This window comes from Halorussus sp. AFM4 (assembly GCF_051194995.1).
In the GTDB taxonomy this organism is placed as follows: Archaea; Halobacteriota; Halobacteria; order Halobacteriales; family Haladaptataceae; genus Halorussus.
On the sequence record NZ_JBNTJT010000001.1, the window covers coordinates 1,324,256 to 1,341,765 of the forward strand.

Below are 17,510 nucleotides of genomic sequence, written 5' to 3' on the forward strand. Positions count from 1 at the left end.
GATGGCCGCCGACCAGGTCGTCCTCCTGACGGGCGGGACCAGCGGTATCGGCCGCGCGGCCGCCGAGCGACTCGCCGCGCGGGGCGCGACGGTCCTGTTCACCGGCCGGGACCGCGCCGCCGGCGAGGAGGCGTTGGCGGCGGTCCGGTCGGCCCACCCCGAGAGCGACGGGGCGTTCTACCGGGCCGACTTCGCGGACTTCGACGCGGTGCGCCGGCTGGCCCGCGACGTCCGGGCCGACTGCGACCGCCTCGACGCGCTGGTGAACAACGCCGGCACCTCCCGGGACCGCCGCCGGACGACCGAGAGCGGCGTCGAGCTCACCTTCGCGGTCAACCACCTCGCGCCGTTCCTGCTCACGAACCTGCTCGCGCCCCGTCTCCGCGAGAGCGCGCCGGCGAGGGTCGTCACGACGACCAGCGCGCTCCACCGGCGGGGGTCGCTTTCGGACCTCGACGCGGTCGTCCGGGGCGAGGAGTTCGACGGCCTCGACGCCTACGCCGACTCGAAGCTGGCGAACGTGCTGTTCACCGTCGAACTCGCCGACCGCCTCGCCGGGACCGGCGTGACCGCCAACTGCGTCCACCCGGGCTGGATTCCCCAGACGGACCTCGTCCGGAACGCGAAGGGGTTCTCGAGGCTGTTCACGACCGCGGCGGCGCTGGTCGCCGGCGTCGTCCCCGTCGGCCCGTTCGAGAGCGTCGACGGCGCGGCCGAGGCGCTGGTCTACCTGACGACCAGCGACGCGGTGGCCGACGTCTCGGGGGCGTACTTCGACCGGCGCGAGCGGGCGACCCCGGCCGAGGCGGCGACCGATTCGGAGCTCCAGCGGCGGCTCTGGGAGCGCAGCGCGGAACTGACCGGCCTCCCGGCCTCGGTCCCCGAGGGCGACCCCGTAGAATAGCCTCTCCTCACTCCCCTTCCGCTTCGACCAGCCGCTCCTTCGCCGCTCGCGACAGCTGCTTGATCTCGTGCTCGCGGGACATCGCCGCCGACTTCGAGTCGAACCCCTCCCGGTAGGCGAGTTCGACCGGCGCGCGGCCGCGGGTGTACTTCGCGCCCTCGCCGCGGTCGTGTTCGCGCACGCGGCGCGCGACGTCGGTGGTGTAGCCCGTGTAAAAACTGCCGTCGGCGCACTCGACGATGTAGACCCAGTGGTCCGGCACGCCTTACAGGCTTCGCGTGGTGGTTCTTAGCGTTTCGGTTCCCGCCCGTTCAGCGGGCTATGCTCCGGCCTCTCTGGCGCGTTGGCGCGCGACTTCCGCGATTCCGGCGTTCGCAGAGCACGAGACGCACGCGCGAACCCGACCGTCCTCGTCGGCGAACACTCGTGCGAACTGCTCGGAGACGTGCGCGCCGCAGTGGTCACACCTTGGCATTGGGTTTCAACTGGCAGCCGTGCTGCCAGTGACCAAATCTTTGGCCCCGACCGATAAAAATCCTTCTCAAACCCGATACTGATTTTCAGAAATACAAAGAAGGTTTTCGGGAATTGAATCCGGGCGGCGGATCTCCCGGCAAGGCCTGCCGGTCGAAACGCCGGATTGCCGCCGAGTAAGGGCCGGTGTCGGCCGAGCTACTCGGAATCGTCCGACGCGACGGCGGGGTCGGCCGCGTCGGCGCCCTCCCCGTCGGCCGCGCCGTCGACCGCCCGCGCGATCAGACCGGCCTGGGCGCCGGCGACGAACCCCGCGTCGATGTTCACGACCGACAGCACCGAGCAGGACTGCACCATGCCGACGAAGGCGGCCTCGCCCTCACCGCCGTGGCCGTAGCCGGTCGAGACCGGCAGGCCGATGACGGGGGTGTTCACCAGGCCGGCGACCACGGTGGGCAGCGCGCCCTCCCGGCCGGCGGCGACGACCAGCACGTCGGCACTTCGGAGGCGGTCGAGCTGGTCGACGATGCGGGTCAGCGCCGCGACGCCCACGTCGTCGACCCGGTCGACGGTCGCGCCCATCTCCCGGGCGATGACTGCGGCCTCGCCCGCCGGGACCGCGTCGCTGGTCCCCGCCGTGACAACGCCGACCGTCGCGTCGAGGTCCGGCGGCGAGTAGTCCGCGGCGTGGACCACGACGACCCGCGCGCGCTCGTGGACCGACACCTCGGCCTCTGGGTGGGTGTCGGCCAGTCGACGGCGGACCGCCTCGCGCTGGGCCCCGTCGGTCCTGGTGACGACGGCCCGGCCGGTGGTCTCGACCGCGGTCTCGGCGAGCGCGGCCGCCTCGGCCGGCGTCTTGCCGTCGCCGAGGATCGCCTCTGGAACGCCTCTCCGGGTCTCTCGGGCCGCGTCGAACCGGCCGGCGTCGCCGGTCGCGTACCCCGCGAGTCGCGCCTCTGCCTCCGCCGGACTCACCTCGCCGGCGGCGACCGCTTCGAGTAGATCGCGCATGTCCGACTCTGGGCGCTCTACGTACTCCTATCCTCCGACCGCGGTCGACCGCCGCCACACAACCGCCTAGTATTTATGTATTTTGGCACCACGGATAGATGACCGGGAAATGACCGACACGGACCCGTTCGCCCGCGAATTTGGGAAGCTTTATTAGGGGTGGCAGGAAAGAAAGGGTCGTATGGCAGACCTCATCGTCAAAGCCGCTGTCAAGGACGCACTGGACGACAAGAACGTGGCCTCCGACTTCTACGACGCGCTCGACGAGCGCGTGGAGGAGCTCCTCGACGAGGCTGCCCGCCGGGCCGAGGCGAACGACCGAAAGACCGTCCAGCCCCGCGACCTGTAGACCGGCACGACCTCGTTTCTTTTATCGAGCGCAACCCGCGTAGCCCGCGGCTCGGCCGTCGCTGTCGCGGGATCACCGAGCGACGAAACACCGCGGAGTCGAGAGTTCTGCGAGCGCACCGCAACGAGCGCAGCGAGAGCGCGGCGTTCAGAACCGCCGGACGTCCGCGCCGTCGTCGGTCCCGACGTGGATCTCGTCGGCCATCCCGACGAACAGGCCGTGCTCGACCGCGCCGGGGAGCTGCGAGAGGTCGGCCGCGAGCGTCGCGGGCGCGTCGATCTCGCCGAAGTCGCAGTCGAGCACGAGGTTCCCGTTGTCGGTGACGACCGGGCCGTCCTTGCGCTCGGCCCGCCGGAGGGTCGGCGTTCCGCCGAGCGCCCGGATCTCGTCGGCCACCGTCGTCCTGGCGTCGGGCAGCACCTCGACCGGGACCGGGCGGTCGAGGCGGTCGGCGGCCTTGCTCGGGTCGGCCACGACCAGCAGCCGGTCGGCGGCCGCGTCCACGATCTTCTCGCGGGCGTGGGCCGCGCCGCCGCCCTTCACGAGGTGGGGCCCGGAGAACTGGTCGGCGCCGTCGATCGCGAGGTCGACCCCGTCGGCCTCCTCGAGGGTCGTGAGCGGGACGCCGACCTCCCGGGCGAGCTCCCGGGACTGGAACGAGGTCGGGATTCCGCGCGCGTCGAGGCCGGCGTCGACCGCCCGGCCGACCGCGCGGATGGCGTGGGCCGCGGTCGAGCCGGTGCCGAGCCCGACGACCGTCCCGTCCTCGACCGCCTCGGCCGCGCTCTCGCCCGCCGCCCGCTTCTGCGCGTCGCTTCCGCCGGTCGTCTTCATGCCGGGACCTGCGCGGGCCGCGGTGAAAAGTCTGGTCGAACGGACGCAACGGCGTCGGGTCGAGCGGGCCGGCGCCCGACCGGGCGACCGCAACGGCTCGTTTCCCGGCGGAACGGGCGCTAGTGTTTTGGCAGTTCCGCCCCTGATTCGAAAGACAATGGCTGCCAGCGACTCGGACGCCGAGTCCGGCACGGGGACCGGGGAGGGGAACGCGACGACCGAACAGGGGGAAGCGGCGAGCGAACGGGAGGAGCCGACGGCCGAGCGGGAGGAGGCCCCGGCCGGACCGGAGGACCGGTCGGCCGAGCCCGCCGAGGAGGCGGTCGCGCTCCGCGACGTGCGCAAGACCTACTACCTGGGCGAACCCGTCCACGCGCTCGACGGAGTCGACCTGTCGATCCCGCGGGGGTCGTACACCGCGGTGATGGGCCCCAGCGGTTCGGGCAAGAGCACGCTGCTCAACCTCATCGGCTGCCTCGACACGCCAACCGAGGGCGAGGTCTGGGTCAACGGCCGGGAGGTCTCGTCGATCTCCCAGCGCAAGCGGACCCGGGTCCGGGGCGAGGAGGTCGGCTTCGTCTTCCAGACGTTCAACCTCATGCCGAAGCTGACCGCGGCCGAGAACGTCGCGCTCCCGCTGGTCTTCCAGGGCGTGGACAAGAGCGAGCGCATCGACCGCGCGGAGGACCTCCTCGCGAACGTCGGCCTCGGCGACCGGGGCGACCACCGGCCCAACGAGCTGTCGGGCGGCCAGCGCCAGCGGGTCGCCATCGCCCGGGCGCTGGCGGCCGACCCGGCCATCATCCTGGCAGACGAGCCGACCGGCAACCTCGACCAGGAGACCGGCAGGCAGATCATGGGCCTGTTCCAGGAGCTCCACGACCAGGGCAACACCATCCTGATGGTGACCCACGAGCGGCCCATCGCCGAGCACGCCGAGCGGATCGTCCACGTGCTCGACGGCACCGTCGAGCGCATCGAGGAGATCGACGAGCCGCGGCGCGTCGAGACCGACCTGCCCTGAGGTGCGGCGCGGTCCGGGTCGCCGCACTGCTTCTGCGGACGTCCCGCCGGTCCCGGGGAGAGCGGGCCTCACCCGCTGACCGGGAGCACCGAGAAGAAGAAGACGTTCATCGCGAGGTAGGCGACGTACAGCCCGAGCAGCGCCGCCCCCGCGAGCCGGGTCAGCTTCCCCCGCCAGAGCAGCAGTCCCGACAGCCCGGCGGCGACGAGCAGCACCGGGAGGTGGAAGTACAGCGCCCGCGGGCTGGTGGTGACGGAGCCGACCAGCGCGACGATGCCGGTGTTGGCGGTCACGAAGAACAGCAGGCTCCCGATGATGCCGCCGACCGCGATGTCGTTGTACCCCAGCCGGACCGGTTCGACCGCGAGCAGCAGGTCGTCGAGCGTGAACACGACGGTCACCAGCGTCACGCCGAACGCGGTCTGGCCGAGCTCCCAGGTCTCGACGATGCCCTCGGTGCCGGTCGAGGCGGCCTCGGCGCCGACGACGATGCCCCCGAGCGCGACCAGCATCATCGCGGGCCAGAACCAGTCGTGGTCGGCGACCCGCCGGAGCGGCCCCGGCAGGTCGTCGTCCGTCGCGCCGTCGGCGGCCGCGGTGGCCACCTCGCCCTGGCCGTCGGCGCTGGTCGCGGCCTCCATCACCTCGCCCGACCGCATGTAGCTCCGGTCGCCCCGGAGCTCGCGGGCCGCGATGTACGCGAACACCACGAGGAAGGCGGCGATGAGCACCACGCCGTCGACGGCGCCGATGCTGCCGCCCATCAGGTACGGCAGCAGCGCCAGCGGCGAGAGCACCATGATGGCGAGGTAGTCGGTCGGGACGTCCACCTCGAACGGGTAGAGCAGCGCCGCCGCCGCCAGCGTCAGCCCGAAGATCGAGATGGCGTTGCCGATGGCCAGCCCGAACGCCACGTTCTGCATCTCCCGGAACCCGGTGAAGATGCCGAACGCGACGTTGTCGACCTCGGTCCCCGAGACCACGATGGCCAGCAGCAGCGCCGAGACGCCGAACCGCGAGGCGGTCCGGACCAGCGCGTGGATGAGCACCTCGACGCTCCCCAGCAGTATCAGCGACCCGAGCAGGAACGCCGCCACCGCGGCCCACCCCGACACCGACAGCAGTTCCTCCGATTCACCCGATTCGCCCGACTCCTGGACCCCTCCGGCGCTCCCCGCGACGACCCCCGCGGCGGCGACCGAGACGACGAGCAGTGCGACGACGAGACCGGCGTGAGACGTGTTCGAACGCAAGCCTTCGAGTTCCCCCGACGACCCCACGACAGCCACCCACGTGATACTTGTTGCCCGTGTATCCGACTCCGTTGAACTCGTCTACACGGAGCCGGCGGCGGGTCCGGCGCTCGCCGGCATCGGCAGGCGGGTCCGTCGCTGCGCGCCAGCCGACATCTTGAATACCCTCATCGCCCTAGCACGGACACTATCGCCCGACGCCGGAGCGGTCGCCGACGTGAGCGACCGGCGACCCCCGCCGACGGTCCCGGACGGTCGCACGCGCGACGACAAAGGGCTTCGAGCCCGCGGTCGCACCGTACCGAGCCCGCGGTCGACAGGGACGCGCCGGTGGTCGGCCGACAGGCGCGAATCGACTGACACAGCCACACCGAATGGAGTTCAGAGAGAGCCTGCGCCTCAGCTGGCGCGCGATACGCAGCCACAAGCTCCGCTCGACGCTGACGACGCTCGGGATCGTCATCGGCGTCGCGGCGGTGGTCACCTTCGTCACGCTCGGGACCAGCCTCCAGGCCGACGTGCTCGGCCAGGTCGGGGCCGACCGCACGCCCAACATCTACGTCTGGGCCGGCCCCGAGGGCGCCGACGGCGGCCCCGGCGCGGGCGCCCAGCCGGTGTTCACGACCCACGACATCAACCGGCTCCGGAACATCTCGGGCGTCGCGGAGGTGGTGCCGCGGGGCATCGTCCCCACCGCGGCGATCTCGGCGGGCGGCCGGACCGTCGCCCAGCGGGAGGTGATCGCCACCTCGCCGAGCTACTTCGACCCCGACAGCTTCGCGGCGGGCCGGCCCTTCCGGCAGGGCCGGCGCGAGGTGGTGGTCAACCGGCCGGCCGCACAGCTGTTCGACCCGGCGCTCGACGTCGGCCAGAACGTGACGCTCCGGCTCGCCTCCGGCGAGTCGGTCGAGGCCGAGGTCGTCGGGCTGCTCAACGAGTCGGCCGGCGGCGCCGGCGGGGTCTTCGGAGCGGGGCTCGGCGGGGGCTCCCGGCCGCTGGTGTTCACGCCGACCGACCCGTTCTACCGGACGACCATCGACCGGCCCGGGACCGGCGAGAGCCAGCGGGTCTACCCGACGCTGACGGTCGTCGCCGAGGACTTCGCGGCGGTGCCCGGGGTCAAGGACCGGGTGCGGGCGTACCTGACCGACGAGTCCGACGCCGCGAAGCTCATCCCGGACAGCTACGCCTTCGCGGTCGAGACCGACCAGGACCTGGTCGACCAGCTGAAGGAGCTCATCAACACCCTCACCAACTTCGTGACCGGCATCGCGGTCATCTCGCTGGTGGTCGGCTCCATCGGCATCGCCAACGTCATGCTGGTCAGCGTGACCGAGCGGACCAAGGAGATCGGCATCATGAAGGCGGTCGGCGCCCAGAACCGCGACGTGCTCCAGCTGTTCCTGCTGGAGGCGACGCTGCTCGGGCTGTTCGGCGCGGTGCTGGGCATCCCGGTCGGCGTCGCCGGCGCCTACGCCGCGGCCGAGTACATCGGGATGGGGCTGGTGCTGCCCTACGAGTGGTTCGGCATCGCGGTCGCGGTGGGCGTGCTCGTCGGCGTGGTCGCGGGGCTGTACCCGGCGTGGAGCGCGGCCCGGACCGACCCCATCGACGCGCTCCGCTACGAGTGAGCGTCCCGCTCTACGACGCCCAGGAGTCCGGGCACCGACGCCTCGCGGGTCTCGAACTCGACCGCGCTGATATCGCGGACGGTCCACCCCTCACCGAACGCCGCGCGCACGTCGGCCGGCGCGAACGGGTTCGGGCCCCAGTCCTCGGGCGCGCCCTCGCCGAATCCGAGGACGAACACTCGTCCGCCGGGGCGGACGACCGCGGCGAGTCCGTCGGCGTAGGCGTCGCGCTGGTCGGACTCGAAGGCGTGGAACAGGCCGCTGTCGAGGACGGTGTCGAAGGGGCCGAGGTCGGCGGGCAGGTCCAGCGCGTCGGCGACGACGAACGCCGCGTCGAGGCCCCGGTCGTCGGCCGCCGCCCGCGCCCGCTCGACGGCCGCCTCGGAGACGTCCGCGCCGACGACCGGGTGGCCGCGCTCTGCCGCCCAGAGCGCGTGCGTGCCGGTGCCGGAGCCGGCGTCGAGGACGCGGCCCTCGACGGCCCCCGACTCGGCCAGGTCCGCGAACGCCGGTTGGGGTCGCCCGATGTCCCACGGCGGCGAGTCGTCGCGCTCGTACACCTCGTCCCACCACGCCGCGGGGTCCTCCCCGCCGTGCGGTTCTGCGTCGCCGTCGGCGCCGCTCCGCTCGTCGTCCGCTCCGGGATCGTCGGCCATACCTCCGAACAGTCACCCGTCGTACAAATCCCTTCGCCTCACTCCACGCTGAGTTCGTCGCTCCCGCGGGGCTCGGTGAACTCGAACTCGACCTCGAGCTCGGCCTCGCGGCCCCCCGCGAACTCCACCTCCACCTCGACCGGCTCGCGGTACTCGAAGGGGATCTCCCAGTCCTGCGAGGAGAGCGTCAGCCGGGTGTCGTTCTCGATCTGGTCGGCCAGCTCCCGGAGGAACGCGGCGGTCGCCTCGCGCGAGAGGTGGATCTCGCGCTCGAAGAAGCCGTCGGTCACGGTCGTTCGCTGTCGGTCTCGGTCGTCGGGCAGGTTGACCCGGTCCCCCATACCCCCTCCGTTCGGTCCGAGCCGCCTAATATCGCCCGGCTCTCCGGGCCCGCGAGCGCCGGTTGGCTTTTTGGGTCGGGAGGTCGTAGCCGTGTCACCGTGTCGCTCATCGACCTCCTCGGGAGCAAGGCCCGGATCGAGATCATCCGGGAGCTGTCGCGCGAACCCCGGTACGTCACCCAGCTCGCCGAGACCGTCGGCATGGACGGCAAGACCGCCGTCCACCACCTCACGAAGCTGGAGGACGCCGGGCTCGTCGGTCACTACGAGCAGGGCAACCGGAAGTACTACTACCTGGCCCGGACCGTCGAGCTCCGGGCCGCGCCGCCGCCCGAGCGCACCTTCGTCCTCCGGACCGGCGAGCGCCGGGACGACCCGACCGCGGTCGAGTCCGCGACCGACGACTGACAGCCGGGCCCGGTTCGGGCCGCTCGTCCCGTCGGCTCGCGGTCCGAGCCGGTCAATCCCGACTTCGCCCGGAGTCACACAGATTTCGGCGTCACTCACGGCGTGCCTAACGACAACCGCGTTACTGTAACAGCGGGTTATCGACGGAGTGCGGCAGTTCAGCCCGAGTCGACCGCGATCTCGGCACCCGCCGCGGGTGCGGCGATTGCCGGCCCGGAAAACGCGGCTTATTCCGTCGAACGGTTCAAACAGTATATCCTATTTATCCCAGTGAGCGGGTTAGGGGTCTCTCGTGAGAGACATGAAACGACGTCAGTTCGGCGCGATGCTCGCAACCGCAACGTTCTCGCTCGGCGGGATCGGGAGCGTATCGGCCGACGCATCCGCACAGTCGACGGAACCGCTGGAGATCGAGGACGTGTCGGTCAGCCTCGGCGGGGTGACGAGCAACGTGGGCCTGGCCCGGTTCGTGTACCAGGACGGCACGATGGGGTTCGGGGTGCAGGACTGGACGATGGAGAGCGGCGAGCGCTCGCTGTCGGTGGGCAGCGCCGTCGTGACCGCCAGCGACGTCTCCGAGGAGACCTACGCCACGCTGCGCGAGGGGCTGGTCGAGAGCTTCGAGGGCCGGACGCTCACGCCGCTCGCGGTCGCGATCAGGGAGTCGAACCTCAACCCCGAGTCTGAGGTCCAGGTGGAGCTCGATTCGGTCGAGCTCGACGGCGAACTGATCGCCGACCAGGTGACCGCCGCTGGCGTCGCGGGCTCGGTCGTGCCCGAGGGCACGCGCGCGCTCCTCGAGGACGGCGGGCCGACGCTGGAGGAGCTCGCCGCCCTGGGCACCTCCGAGTGGGACGTCCTGACGATCCAGCGCGGCGACGCCGAGTTCACCGCCAACGACGTGGTGATGGGGCTCGACGGCGCGACGGTCGTGATCGCCGCGCCGAGCGGGTCGGCGAACGTCTCGGGCCGCTCGTTCGAGTTCAGCGAGATGCAGATGACCATCACGCCGCCGGGGACCATCCCCGAGGAGCACATCGAGTTCGCCTCGCAGGTGCGCGAGTCGGCCGCCGAGGGCGACCTGTCGCTGTCGTCGATCGCGTCGGCCGCCGAGGAGTCCGGCGTGACCGCCGAGAACACGGCCGATGCCGTCGAGAGCGCCCAGTTCGAGCTCTCGTTCGCCGAGATCACCGAGGACGGCGAGACCGTGGTCTCGAACTTCGCGACCAGCGGGACGCTGGCCGAGCTGCTGGCCGCGCTCCAGCAGCGGACCTGAGACGTCCGTCAGCGGACCTACATCTGTAGCATCGACGGCAGAGCGTACGTGCGTACTTCTTTCCGGACGCGAGTCGTATCGGGAGTCGATGACACGAACAGCGGTGATCGCAGGCGTCGGACCGGGGCTGGGCGAATCGCTCGCGCGCAAGTTCGCCGACGAGGGGTGTCGGGTGGGGCTGTTCGCCCGGTCGGGCGAGTACGTCGCGGACCTCGCCGACGACCTGCCCGCGGACGCCGCGGGCGTCGAGGCGGACGTCTCGGACCCCGACGACGTCCGCGCGGGGTTCCGCCGGGTCCGCGAGGAGCTCGGCCCGGTGGACGTGCTCGTCAACCACGCCAGCGGCGGGTCGTGGAAGGGCCTGCGCGACCTCTCGGCCGACGAGTTCGAGCGGGCGTGGCGGGTCAACGGCTACGGCGCGTTCCTCTGCTCGAAGGAGGCGGTCGCGGACATGACCGGCCCCGACGCGGACGGCGGCACGGTCATCTTCACCGGCGCGACCTCGGCGGTCCGGGGCCGCGGCGGCGCGCTCGGGTTCTCGTCGGCCAAGTTCGCGGCCCGCGGGATGGCCGAGTCGATGGCGCGGGAACTCGGTCCCGAGGGCGTCCACGTCGCCCACGTCGTCATCGACGGCCAGATACTGACGCCGAGCGCCGAACGGGACCGCGGGGACCGCGGCGAGGAGGAGTTCCTCGACCCCGACGCGGTCGCCGAGAGCTACTGGCACCTCGTCGAGCAGGACCGCAGCGCGTGGACCCTGGAGCTGGACCTGCGGCCCCACGTCGAGGAGTTCTGAGAACGGAAGCGGAGGAGAACGACACCGCCCCGCTGCCCGCTACTCGTCCTGCAGCCGGTTGAGCACGGCCTCGGGCTCGTAGCGCAGCGAGAGCTGGCGCGACCGGCCGCGGCCCTCGACGTTGGTGTAGGTCGCGTCGATGATGTCGAGCTGGTCGAGCTTGTTGATGATCTCCGAATAGCGCGTGTAGCCCAGCCCGGTCTGGTCGTGGAACGCGTCGTAGACGTCGCCGGCGCGCTCGCCGTCGTGCTCGGCGATGACCTCCAGCAGCTCGATCTCGCTGTCCGAGAGCGCCTGGAGGCTGTGGCTGAGGTGGACGTACTTCGACTTCTCGTAGGCCTGCTCGACGTCCTCCATGCTGACGGTCCGGCTGGCGCGCATCTCGGCGTTGAGCCCGGCCCGCCGGAGCAGGTCGATGCCGACCCGGAGGTCGCCGCTCTCGGCGGTGAGCTCGGCCACCTCGTCGAGCACGTCGGCGGTGATGACCCCCTCGTGGAACCCGCGGTCGACGCGCTCCTGCAGGATGTCGACGATCTCCTCGTTGTCGTACACCGGGAAGTACACCTCCTCGGGCCGGAAGACGCTCTGGACCCGGCCGTCGAGGTCCTCGATGACGTCGAGGTTGAGGTCCGAGGAGACGACGATGACGCCGATCTTGGCGCCGGAGTGGGCCTCGTGGGCCCGCAGCAGCGAGTAGAGCGTGTCGGACGCCTCCCCCTCGTAGAAGAGGTAGTTGACATCGTCGAGCGCCACGACGAGCACCTCGTCCTCCTCGACCAGCTTCTCGGTGATCTGGCGGAACAGCTTCTTGAACGAGATGCCCGACGACGGCGGCTCGTACTCGAAGATGCCCTCGAACACCCGCGAGAACACCGAGTAGCGCGTCGAGTCGACCTGGCAGTTGACGCGGACGGTCCGGACGTCGGTCTGGGCGCCCAGCTCGCCGAACACCTTCTGGACCGCGGTGGTCTTGCCGGTGCCGGGCGGGCCGCGGGCGATGACGTTCAGGGGCCGAGAGCCGCGGGCGGCGGGGCGGAGCGCGTACTTCAGGCTCCGCATCTCGCTCTCGCGGTGGGCGAACGTCTCGGGAACGTAGTCGATCTCGAAGACGTGTTCGTCCCGGAACACGGACTCGTCCCACGAGAGCATCCCCTCCTCGGGGTCGTCTGCCATCACTTTCACCTCGCTGTCCCAGCTACTTAACCTTTCGGCAGCCGAAATTATTAGAGCGCAGAGGGTTCCACGCGGCCGATTCGGGGGTTCTCCGGGAGGCGGCGTGGACTTCGGTCGAATTGATGACGGCCGACTGACTGCTCCGGCGGAACAGGGTGTCGGGTACGCCAGTTCGACTCATGCTCCGGCGCGCGCTGGCGTCTCGGCGAGCGGAGCGAGCCGAGGCTCGTGGGAGCTCGCTCCCACGGCGCGCCCTCCGTGGCGCGCCAAGCGTGCGAGGGACGAGGAGCGCAGCATCGCGAGCACCGCCGGAGGCTGGGGAGGGGTGAGGTTTGCGGTTGCGGTGCAGGGCGGTACATAGGTGACGGCAGTAGCTAGCTACTCGGACGTCTCGATTAATGCTGCGACCGAAACGTCTCGTCCTGCCGAGAACGCGACGCAACTCACCGAGTTCTAGAACTTCCCGAGCAGCCGGTCGTAGAACTCCCCGTCGGAGTCGCTGTCTCGCGGATCGCTGCGCTCCCCGCTCGACTCGTTCGAGGCGCTTCGCGCCTCGCTCGCCAGCTTCTCGACGATGAGCTCCGGCGTCGAGCGCGCGAGGTGGTCCTTCACCGGCGAGCGGTTCACCACGAGCTCGCCGTCCTCCAGCCCCTCGGCCTCGATGCCGTCGACCGGCACGTCGTAGTCGGCCATCTCGCGGATCTCGGCCGCGAGGTGCGAGACGAACACGCCGGTCACGTCCCGGCCCCGAAGCTCCTCCAGGATACCGGCGATGATCTTGGCGCTGGCGCCGGGTTCGGTGATGCTCTCGAGTTCGTCGACGAGCACCAGCCGGTTGCCGGTGGCGTCGCCGGACTCGCCGCCCGACCCGCCGTCCGCGGACGCGCTCGGGGCGCCGGTCGCCAGCCCGGCGAACTCCCGGAGCGTCGACTCGAACGCGCCGGCGTCGAGCGTCCCCTGGGTCTTGGCGTGGTAGTGGAGCGCGCCGAACCGCTCGATGCGGACCGACTCGGCGGGCACCGGCAGCCCCATGTGGGCCAGGATAGCCACCAGCGCCACCAGGTCGAGCGTCGAGGTCTTCCCGCCGCTGTTGACCCCCGAGAGCAGCGCCACGCCCGAGACGTCGTAGTCGACCGGCTCGACCGACTCGAAGTCGACGTCGAGCAGCGGCGACCGCCCGCCCTCGATGGCGAAGCCCGAGCCGCCGAACTCCGGCATCACGCAGTCGAAGTCCTCGGCGAACCGGGCGACGGCCAGTTCGACGTCGAGTTCGAGCGCGGTCCGGACCAGCTCCTCGGCGTCGGCCCGGCGATCCGCGAGGTCGGCCGCGAGCTCGCGCTTCCGGCGGGCGGCCCGGCGGTCCTTCGCGGCCCGGAGGTCCTCGCGGAGTCGGGCGACGACCTCCTCGTCGCGCTCGACCGGGAACGTCGGCTCCTCGGGGAACGCCCGGCGGGCGACCTCGGCCTCGCCCGCGTCCAGCTCCAGCGACTCGATCAGCTCCTCGCGGGCGGCCTCGACCGCGGCGGCGTACTCGTCGCTCAGCTCCCGGGAGAGCAGCGAGTCGACGCCCGCGCCCTGCTCGACCAGCGAGAGCAGGTCCGACCCCTCGACGGTGACGTCCCGCTCCTCGATGGCGTCCCGGAGCTGGTCGTTGGCCACGCTCTCGGCGGTCGAGACCGCGGCGTCGAGGTCGTCGATGGCCCGCGACAGCCGGTCGAGCTCCTCGTCGCCCACGACCGTGCCGTCCGAGTCCACGTCCGCGAGCGCCGCCTCCAGCGCGTCGATGTCCAGCGGCGGGTCGATGTCGGCCGCGCGGTGGACCCGGGCGGCCGCCCGCAGCGAGTCGCGGTTCGCGGCGTAGAAGGCGAGCACGCGCTCGGGGACGACCTCGGCGGGCCGCTCCAGCGCGTCGGGCTCGACTCGGACGTCGCCGTCGACGGTCACGCCGGCGAACGCCTCGTCGAGCGCGACCACGGTCGAGTAGCCCCGCGCGAGGTCCGCGAGGTCGCGGGCGTCCTCGACCACCTCGACGCTCAGCTCCGGGATCTCGCGCTGGGCCTCGCTGTAGCGCTCGGCGTCGGCGGTCGCCAGGCACCGGTCGCGGACCGTCACGTCGCGGGGCTCGGCGAGGGGCTCGACGTCGGCCAGCGCGTCGAGCACCGCGGAATCGGGGTCGCGCTCGACCGCCCGCTCGGCGAACTTCCGGACCTCCTCGATGCGGGACGCGACCCCGCTGGGGTACAGCGTCTCCAGGCGCTTCTCGCCGTAGCTCGTGACGGTGCGGTCGGCCAGCAGGCCCAGCGCGTCGCGGTAGATCTCCTCGGCCCGGTCGGTCGCCAGGAAGCCGCCGGGGTCGCCGTGGCGCTCGCGGATGGCGCCGCGGGCGATGGCCGCCGCCCGGCCCTCGGTGATGCCGGGGGCGCCGGCGAGCTCGGCCACGTCGCCCGACCGGAGCGCGCGCTCGGGGTCGTCCAGTTCCGAGAGCGCGGCCGCGGTCTTCGCCCCGACGCCGGGTATCGCCTCCAACTCCATTCGGGGTTGAGTACCGACCCCTCGCTTAAAAATATTCGCGGACGCCGCGGGCGGCGAGGACCACTCGGCACCGCGGGCGGCGACGGTCCGTCGCCGTCGAGCGTCGCCCGTCGAGCGGCCGGAAACACCTTAAGAATCTAAGGTGTACTCGGTCGATATGGCTGCTCGGAGCACGACGACCACGGACTGGGGCATCGCGCTCGTCCGGCTCGCGGTCGGACTCGTCATGGCCGTCCACGGCGTCGGCAAGCTGTTCGGCGTGGGGCCCTCCGCGACGGGGCTCGACCAGTTCGCCGGGTTCGTCGGCGGCCTCGGCGTGCCGCTGCCGACGCTGGCCGCGCTCGGCGTGGCGCTGGTCGAGACGGTCGGCGGGCTGTTCGTCCTCGTCGGCTTCCTGACCCGGTACGCCGCCGCGCTCGTCGCCGCCGATATGCTGGCGGCGACCCTGCTGGTCCACCTGCCCAACGGGTTCGCCGCCTCGGACGGCGGCTACGAGTTCACGCTGACGCTGTTCCTCGTCGCGCTCGCGCTGGTGCTGCTCGGCTCGGGCGGGCTCTCGGTCGACCGCGCGGTGCTCGGCCGCGAGCCGGTGCCGGGTGCGGTCCGCGGGTGACCGGGCGGAGTCGCGGTACTCGGGCGGAGTCAAACGCGAGTCCGGGCTTCGTCCCAGAACGAGCCGCCGGTGTCAACGCGCTTTTGTCCCGGTACACCCAACCGTCGGGACATGGCTTCCATCGAGGAGAAGACGCGGGCGCTCCGGGACGACCTCGCCGAGCGCGACGGCGTGCTGGTCGCGTTCTCGGGCGGCGTGGACTCGAGCGTCGTCGCGGCGCTGGCCCACGAGGCGCTGGGCGAGGACGCAGTCGCCTGCACCGCCAAGAGCGAGACGCTGCCCGAGGCCGAACTCGACGACGCCAGGCGCGTCGCCGACGAGATCGGCATCCGCCACGAGATCGTGGAGTTCTCGGAGCTCGACGACCCCGACTTCGTCGCCAACGGCGACGACCGGTGCTACCACTGCCGGACGATGCGGCTCGGCAAGATGTTCGAGGCCGCCGAGGAGCTCGGCATCTCGGTGGTCTGCGACGGTACGAACGCCAGCGACGCCGACGGCGGCCACCGGCCCGGCCTCCAGGCGGTCGACGAACTCGACGCCTACTCGCCGCTGCTGGTCCACGACGTCACCAAGGAGGAGGTCCGGGCCATCGCCGACGACCGCGAGCTGACCGTCGCCGACAAGCCCTCGATGGCCTGCCTCTCCTCGCGGATCCCGACGGGGCTCGAAGTCACCGAGGAGAAGCTCTCGCGGGTCGAGAAGGCCGAGAACCTGCTCCGCCAGTGGGGGTTCTCCCAGTTCCGCGTCCGGGACCACGACGGCCTCGCCCGCATCGAGGTCGGCGAGGACGAGCTCGACGTGGCGCTCGACCCCGACTTCGCGGCGGCCGCCCGCGAGCACCTGACCGACGTCGGCTTCGACCACGTGACCCTCGACCTCCACGGCTACCGGACCGGCAGCGTCAGCCCCGGCGACGCCGCCGACGAGGACGAGGCGGGAGCGAACGGCGACGCGACCCGGGACGAGGAGGCGGCGGACGAACCGCTCGTCGAGGACGTCTTCGCCGCGGAGTACCCGTCCGCCGAGTAGGCCCTTCTGCGGACTGCTGAACGAGCGGGACCCTCTTCGGGAGCCTCCGGCGCGGAGTCCGCGATAGGTCTGGTAGATGAACGGTCTGCGGTAGTTCCCGGGAGACGCGGCGTCGTCACTCGCCGGTCGGGGTCTCAGAAAGTGGCATGGGCGTTCGCACCCAGGGTGGCAGTTTGCTGGCACGCGAACTGCGGTTCGTAGCTGCTGGCACGCGAGCTATGTGGCAGGCGCGAACGCTACCAGTTCGTAGGCATCCCTACCCCTTAGTTATATGCCGGTTACGCCGCGGAAACGTGTCGTTGGAGCGGCGGCGAAGCGCGAGCGGGCGGCGAAACGGTCAGTTGCCGGTCCACTTCAGCAGCGCGAGCGTCCCCTCGAAGAGGCCGATCATCGTCAGCGTGACCAGGATGGGCGCCATCCCGGTCGGGTCGGGCGTGAAGAGGAACGAGACGCCGAGGAAGGCGCCCCAGAACAGCAGGCGGCGGTCGGCGAGCCACCGGCGGGTGGTCAGGCCCATCATGATGGCGAGCATGATGAACAGCGGGATCTGGAACACGACCGCCAGGTAGCCCATCAGCATCAGGATGAGGTTGAACGTCTTGCTCAGCCCGAACGCCACGATGGCGACGCCCTCGGTGTAGCTGATGAAGTACTGGAACACCGCGGGCAGCACGAGGAAGAACGCGAAGCTCACGCCCACGACCGCCAGCACCAGGCTCGTCGGCACCGCCGCCAGGTAGTACCGGCGCTCGTGGGGGTAGAGCCCGGGCCGCATGAAGAGGTAGGTCTCGTAGACGAAGACGGGCAGCGCGACGATGACCCCGGCCAGGCTGGCGACCTTGAGCTCGGTCAGCACCAGCGCCAGCGGGTGGTAGAGCTTCGGCCGGGCCTGCTCGCCGAGCTGTTCGAGCGGGATGATGTTGTACCAGAGGATGTTGATGACGTGCTCGGCCGACGGGAGGGCGACGGCGGTGACCAGCCCCGCGACGGCGATGACGACCGCCAGCCGCTTGACCATCTCCTCGATGTGGTCGGCCAGCGGCATCTCCTCGTCTTCCAGCGGCTCGTCCGGCGTCGCTGCCGGATTGTTCAGCGTTTCCGCCTCCCGCGTCCCGGCGTCGTCGGCGGGGGAGAAATTGCTGGCCGTCGCCTCCGATTCGTCAGCCATTCAGTCGGTCTAAACGCTCCTGTCGTTATAGG

At 71.2% G+C, this 17,510-nt stretch carries 19 protein-coding genes; 9 read left to right on the plus strand and 10 right to left on the minus strand.

The features are described from left to right. Position 1 precedes the first annotated feature (1 nt). The gene (locus ACQUQF_RS06855) at positions 2-904 is read left to right on the plus strand and encodes an SDR family NAD(P)-dependent oxidoreductase (protein WP_435177079.1); all 903 of its coding nucleotides are present in this window, start codon (positions 2-4) and stop codon (positions 902-904) included. A gap of 7 nt (positions 905-911) precedes the next feature. On the opposite strand, the gene ACQUQF_RS06860 is transcribed toward ACQUQF_RS06855, so the two are convergent. From ACQUQF_RS06860 to larB, 3 genes are all read right to left on the minus strand, one after another. Continuing rightward, on the minus strand, positions 912-1,166 hold the full coding sequence (locus tag ACQUQF_RS06860; RefSeq protein ID WP_435177081.1) for a GIY-YIG nuclease family protein: 255 nt from the start codon (positions 1,164-1,166) through the stop codon (positions 912-914). 57 nt (positions 1,167-1,223) lie between these two features. Continuing rightward, the gene (locus tag ACQUQF_RS06865; RefSeq protein WP_435177083.1) at positions 1,224-1,379 is read right to left on the minus strand and encodes a DUF7563 family protein; all 156 of its coding nucleotides are present in this window, start codon (positions 1,377-1,379) and stop codon (positions 1,224-1,226) included. A gap of 197 nt (positions 1,380-1,576) precedes the next feature. After that, entirely contained in the window at positions 1,577-2,392 is an 816-nt protein-coding gene (larB, locus tag ACQUQF_RS06870; RefSeq protein WP_435177084.1) for a nickel pincer cofactor biosynthesis protein LarB, read from the minus strand. A 181-nt stretch (positions 2,393-2,573) separates the two neighbouring features. Between larB and ACQUQF_RS06875 the strand changes: the two genes are divergently transcribed. Beyond that, positions 2,574-2,741 (plus strand): DUF1931 family protein, encoded by a 168-nt coding sequence (locus ACQUQF_RS06875; RefSeq protein ID WP_115798031.1) that lies wholly within the window; start codon positions 2,574-2,576, stop codon positions 2,739-2,741. A gap of 147 nt (positions 2,742-2,888) precedes the next feature. On the opposite strand, the gene rpiA is transcribed toward ACQUQF_RS06875, so the two are convergent. Further along, entirely contained in the window at positions 2,889-3,575 is a 687-nt protein-coding gene (rpiA, locus tag ACQUQF_RS06880) for a ribose-5-phosphate isomerase RpiA (RefSeq protein WP_435177087.1), read from the minus strand. A gap of 157 nt (positions 3,576-3,732) precedes the next feature. On the opposite strand from rpiA, the gene ACQUQF_RS06885 reads away from it, so the two are divergent. After that, positions 3,733-4,599, plus strand: coding sequence for an ABC transporter ATP-binding protein (locus tag ACQUQF_RS06885; protein ID WP_435177088.1), 867 nt, complete (start codon positions 3,733-3,735; stop codon positions 4,597-4,599). A 68-nt stretch (positions 4,600-4,667) separates the two neighbouring features. On the opposite strand, the gene ACQUQF_RS06890 is transcribed toward ACQUQF_RS06885, so the two are convergent. Continuing rightward, positions 4,668-5,852 carry a sodium:calcium antiporter gene (locus ACQUQF_RS06890; RefSeq protein WP_435177090.1) on the minus strand — a complete coding sequence of 395 codons (1,185 nt, stop codon included), beginning with the start codon at positions 5,850-5,852 and terminating at the stop codon, positions 4,668-4,670. A 374-nt stretch (positions 5,853-6,226) separates the two neighbouring features. On the opposite strand from ACQUQF_RS06890, the gene ACQUQF_RS06895 reads away from it, so the two are divergent. Then, a complete protein-coding gene (locus ACQUQF_RS06895) occupies positions 6,227-7,483 on the plus strand; it encodes an ABC transporter permease (protein ID WP_435177092.1) in 1,257 nt (418 codons plus the stop codon). On the opposite strand, the gene ACQUQF_RS06900 is transcribed toward ACQUQF_RS06895, so the two are convergent. Together ACQUQF_RS06900 and ACQUQF_RS06905 are read right to left on the minus strand one after the other, a co-directional pair. Further along, positions 7,474-8,139: a class I SAM-dependent methyltransferase gene (locus ACQUQF_RS06900; protein ID WP_435177094.1), complete on the minus strand. Its 666-nt coding sequence runs from the start codon at positions 8,137-8,139 to the stop codon at positions 7,474-7,476. The two genes, ACQUQF_RS06895 and ACQUQF_RS06900, sit on opposite strands and share 10 nt — an antisense overlap. 38 nt (positions 8,140-8,177) lie before the next feature. Further along, a complete protein-coding gene (locus ACQUQF_RS06905) occupies positions 8,178-8,480 on the minus strand; it encodes an amphi-Trp domain-containing protein (RefSeq protein ID WP_435177096.1) in 303 nt (100 codons plus the stop codon). A 99-nt stretch (positions 8,481-8,579) separates the two neighbouring features. On the opposite strand from ACQUQF_RS06905, the gene ACQUQF_RS06910 reads away from it, so the two are divergent. The 3 genes from ACQUQF_RS06910 (at position 8,580) to ACQUQF_RS06920 (ending at position 10,960) form a co-directional block, all read left to right on the plus strand. Further along, complete coding sequence (locus ACQUQF_RS06910; protein ID WP_435177098.1) at positions 8,580-8,888, plus strand: ArsR/SmtB family transcription factor; 309 nt, start codon at positions 8,580-8,582, stop codon at positions 8,886-8,888. A gap of 325 nt (positions 8,889-9,213) precedes the next feature. Continuing rightward, positions 9,214-10,164, plus strand: coding sequence for a hypothetical protein (locus ACQUQF_RS06915; protein ID WP_435177100.1), 951 nt, complete (start codon positions 9,214-9,216; stop codon positions 10,162-10,164). Between the two features lie 88 nt (positions 10,165-10,252). Continuing rightward, positions 10,253-10,960, plus strand: a complete 708-nt coding sequence (locus ACQUQF_RS06920) for an SDR family NAD(P)-dependent oxidoreductase (protein WP_435177103.1) — start codon at positions 10,253-10,255, stop codon at positions 10,958-10,960. 39 nt (positions 10,961-10,999) lie between these two features. On the opposite strand, the gene ACQUQF_RS06925 is transcribed toward ACQUQF_RS06920, so the two are convergent. Beyond that, on the minus strand, positions 11,000-12,133 hold the full coding sequence (locus tag ACQUQF_RS06925; RefSeq protein WP_435177105.1) for an ORC1-type DNA replication protein: 1,134 nt from the start codon (positions 12,131-12,133) through the stop codon (positions 11,000-11,002). 453 nt (positions 12,134-12,586) lie between these two features. After that, positions 12,587-14,665: an endonuclease MutS2 gene (locus ACQUQF_RS06930; RefSeq protein ID WP_435177107.1), complete on the minus strand. Its 2,079-nt coding sequence runs from the start codon at positions 14,663-14,665 to the stop codon at positions 12,587-12,589. Between the two features lie 157 nt (positions 14,666-14,822). Here ACQUQF_RS06930 and ACQUQF_RS06935 point away from each other — a divergent pair, with 157 nt between their 5' ends. Continuing rightward, the gene (locus ACQUQF_RS06935; protein WP_435177109.1) at positions 14,823-15,278 is read left to right on the plus strand and encodes a DoxX family protein; all 456 of its coding nucleotides are present in this window, start codon (positions 14,823-14,825) and stop codon (positions 15,276-15,278) included. A gap of 111 nt (positions 15,279-15,389) precedes the next feature. Beyond that, positions 15,390-16,310, plus strand: coding sequence for an ATP-dependent sacrificial sulfur transferase LarE (gene larE, locus ACQUQF_RS06940; protein ID WP_435177111.1), 921 nt, complete (start codon positions 15,390-15,392; stop codon positions 16,308-16,310). Positions 16,311-16,647: 337 nt separating this feature from the next. Here the strand turns inward: larE and tatC are convergent, their stop codons facing one another. Further along, complete coding sequence (gene tatC, locus ACQUQF_RS06945; RefSeq protein ID WP_435177113.1) at positions 16,648-17,478, minus strand: twin-arginine translocase subunit TatC; 831 nt, start codon at positions 17,476-17,478, stop codon at positions 16,648-16,650. Positions 17,479-17,510 lie beyond the last annotated feature (32 nt).

Excerpts from the sequence above, each read along its gene's own strand:
- ACQUQF_RS06895 (WP_435177092.1), top strand. The coding sequence starts at position 6,227 with ATGGAGTTCAGAGAGAGCCTGCGCCTCAGCTGGCGCGCGATACGCAGC.
- larE (WP_435177111.1), top strand. The coding sequence starts at position 15,390 with ATGGCTTCCATCGAGGAGAAGACGCGGGCGCTCCGGGACGACCTCGCC.
- ACQUQF_RS06925 (WP_435177105.1), bottom strand. The coding sequence starts at position 12,133 with ATGGCAGACGACCCCGAGGAGGGGATGCTCTCGTGGGACGAGTCCGTG.
- ACQUQF_RS06855 (WP_435177079.1), top strand. The coding sequence starts at position 2 with ATGGCCGCCGACCAGGTCGTCCTCCTGACGGGCGGGACCAGCGGTATC.
- ACQUQF_RS06935 (WP_435177109.1), top strand. The coding sequence starts at position 14,823 with ATGGCTGCTCGGAGCACGACGACCACGGACTGGGGCATCGCGCTCGTC.
- ACQUQF_RS06915 (WP_435177100.1), top strand. The coding sequence starts at position 9,214 with ATGCTCGCAACCGCAACGTTCTCGCTCGGCGGGATCGGGAGCGTATCG.
- ACQUQF_RS06930 (WP_435177107.1), bottom strand. The coding sequence starts at position 14,665 with ATGGAGTTGGAGGCGATACCCGGCGTCGGGGCGAAGACCGCGGCCGCG.
- tatC (WP_435177113.1), bottom strand. The coding sequence starts at position 17,478 with ATGGCTGACGAATCGGAGGCGACGGCCAGCAATTTCTCCCCCGCCGAC.
- ACQUQF_RS06920 (WP_435177103.1), top strand. The coding sequence starts at position 10,253 with ATGACACGAACAGCGGTGATCGCAGGCGTCGGACCGGGGCTGGGCGAA.
- ACQUQF_RS06905 (WP_435177096.1), bottom strand. The coding sequence starts at position 8,480 with ATGGGGGACCGGGTCAACCTGCCCGACGACCGAGACCGACAGCGAACG.
- ACQUQF_RS06900 (WP_435177094.1), bottom strand. The coding sequence starts at position 8,139 with ATGGCCGACGATCCCGGAGCGGACGACGAGCGGAGCGGCGCCGACGGC.
- rpiA (WP_435177087.1), bottom strand. The coding sequence starts at position 3,575 with ATGAAGACGACCGGCGGAAGCGACGCGCAGAAGCGGGCGGCGGGCGAG.
- ACQUQF_RS06865 (WP_435177083.1), bottom strand. The coding sequence starts at position 1,379 with ATGCCAAGGTGTGACCACTGCGGCGCGCACGTCTCCGAGCAGTTCGCA.
- larB (WP_435177084.1), bottom strand. The coding sequence starts at position 2,392 with ATGCGCGATCTACTCGAAGCGGTCGCCGCCGGCGAGGTGAGTCCGGCG.
- ACQUQF_RS06885 (WP_435177088.1), top strand. The coding sequence starts at position 3,733 with ATGGCTGCCAGCGACTCGGACGCCGAGTCCGGCACGGGGACCGGGGAG.
- ACQUQF_RS06875 (WP_115798031.1), top strand. The coding sequence starts at position 2,574 with ATGGCAGACCTCATCGTCAAAGCCGCTGTCAAGGACGCACTGGACGAC.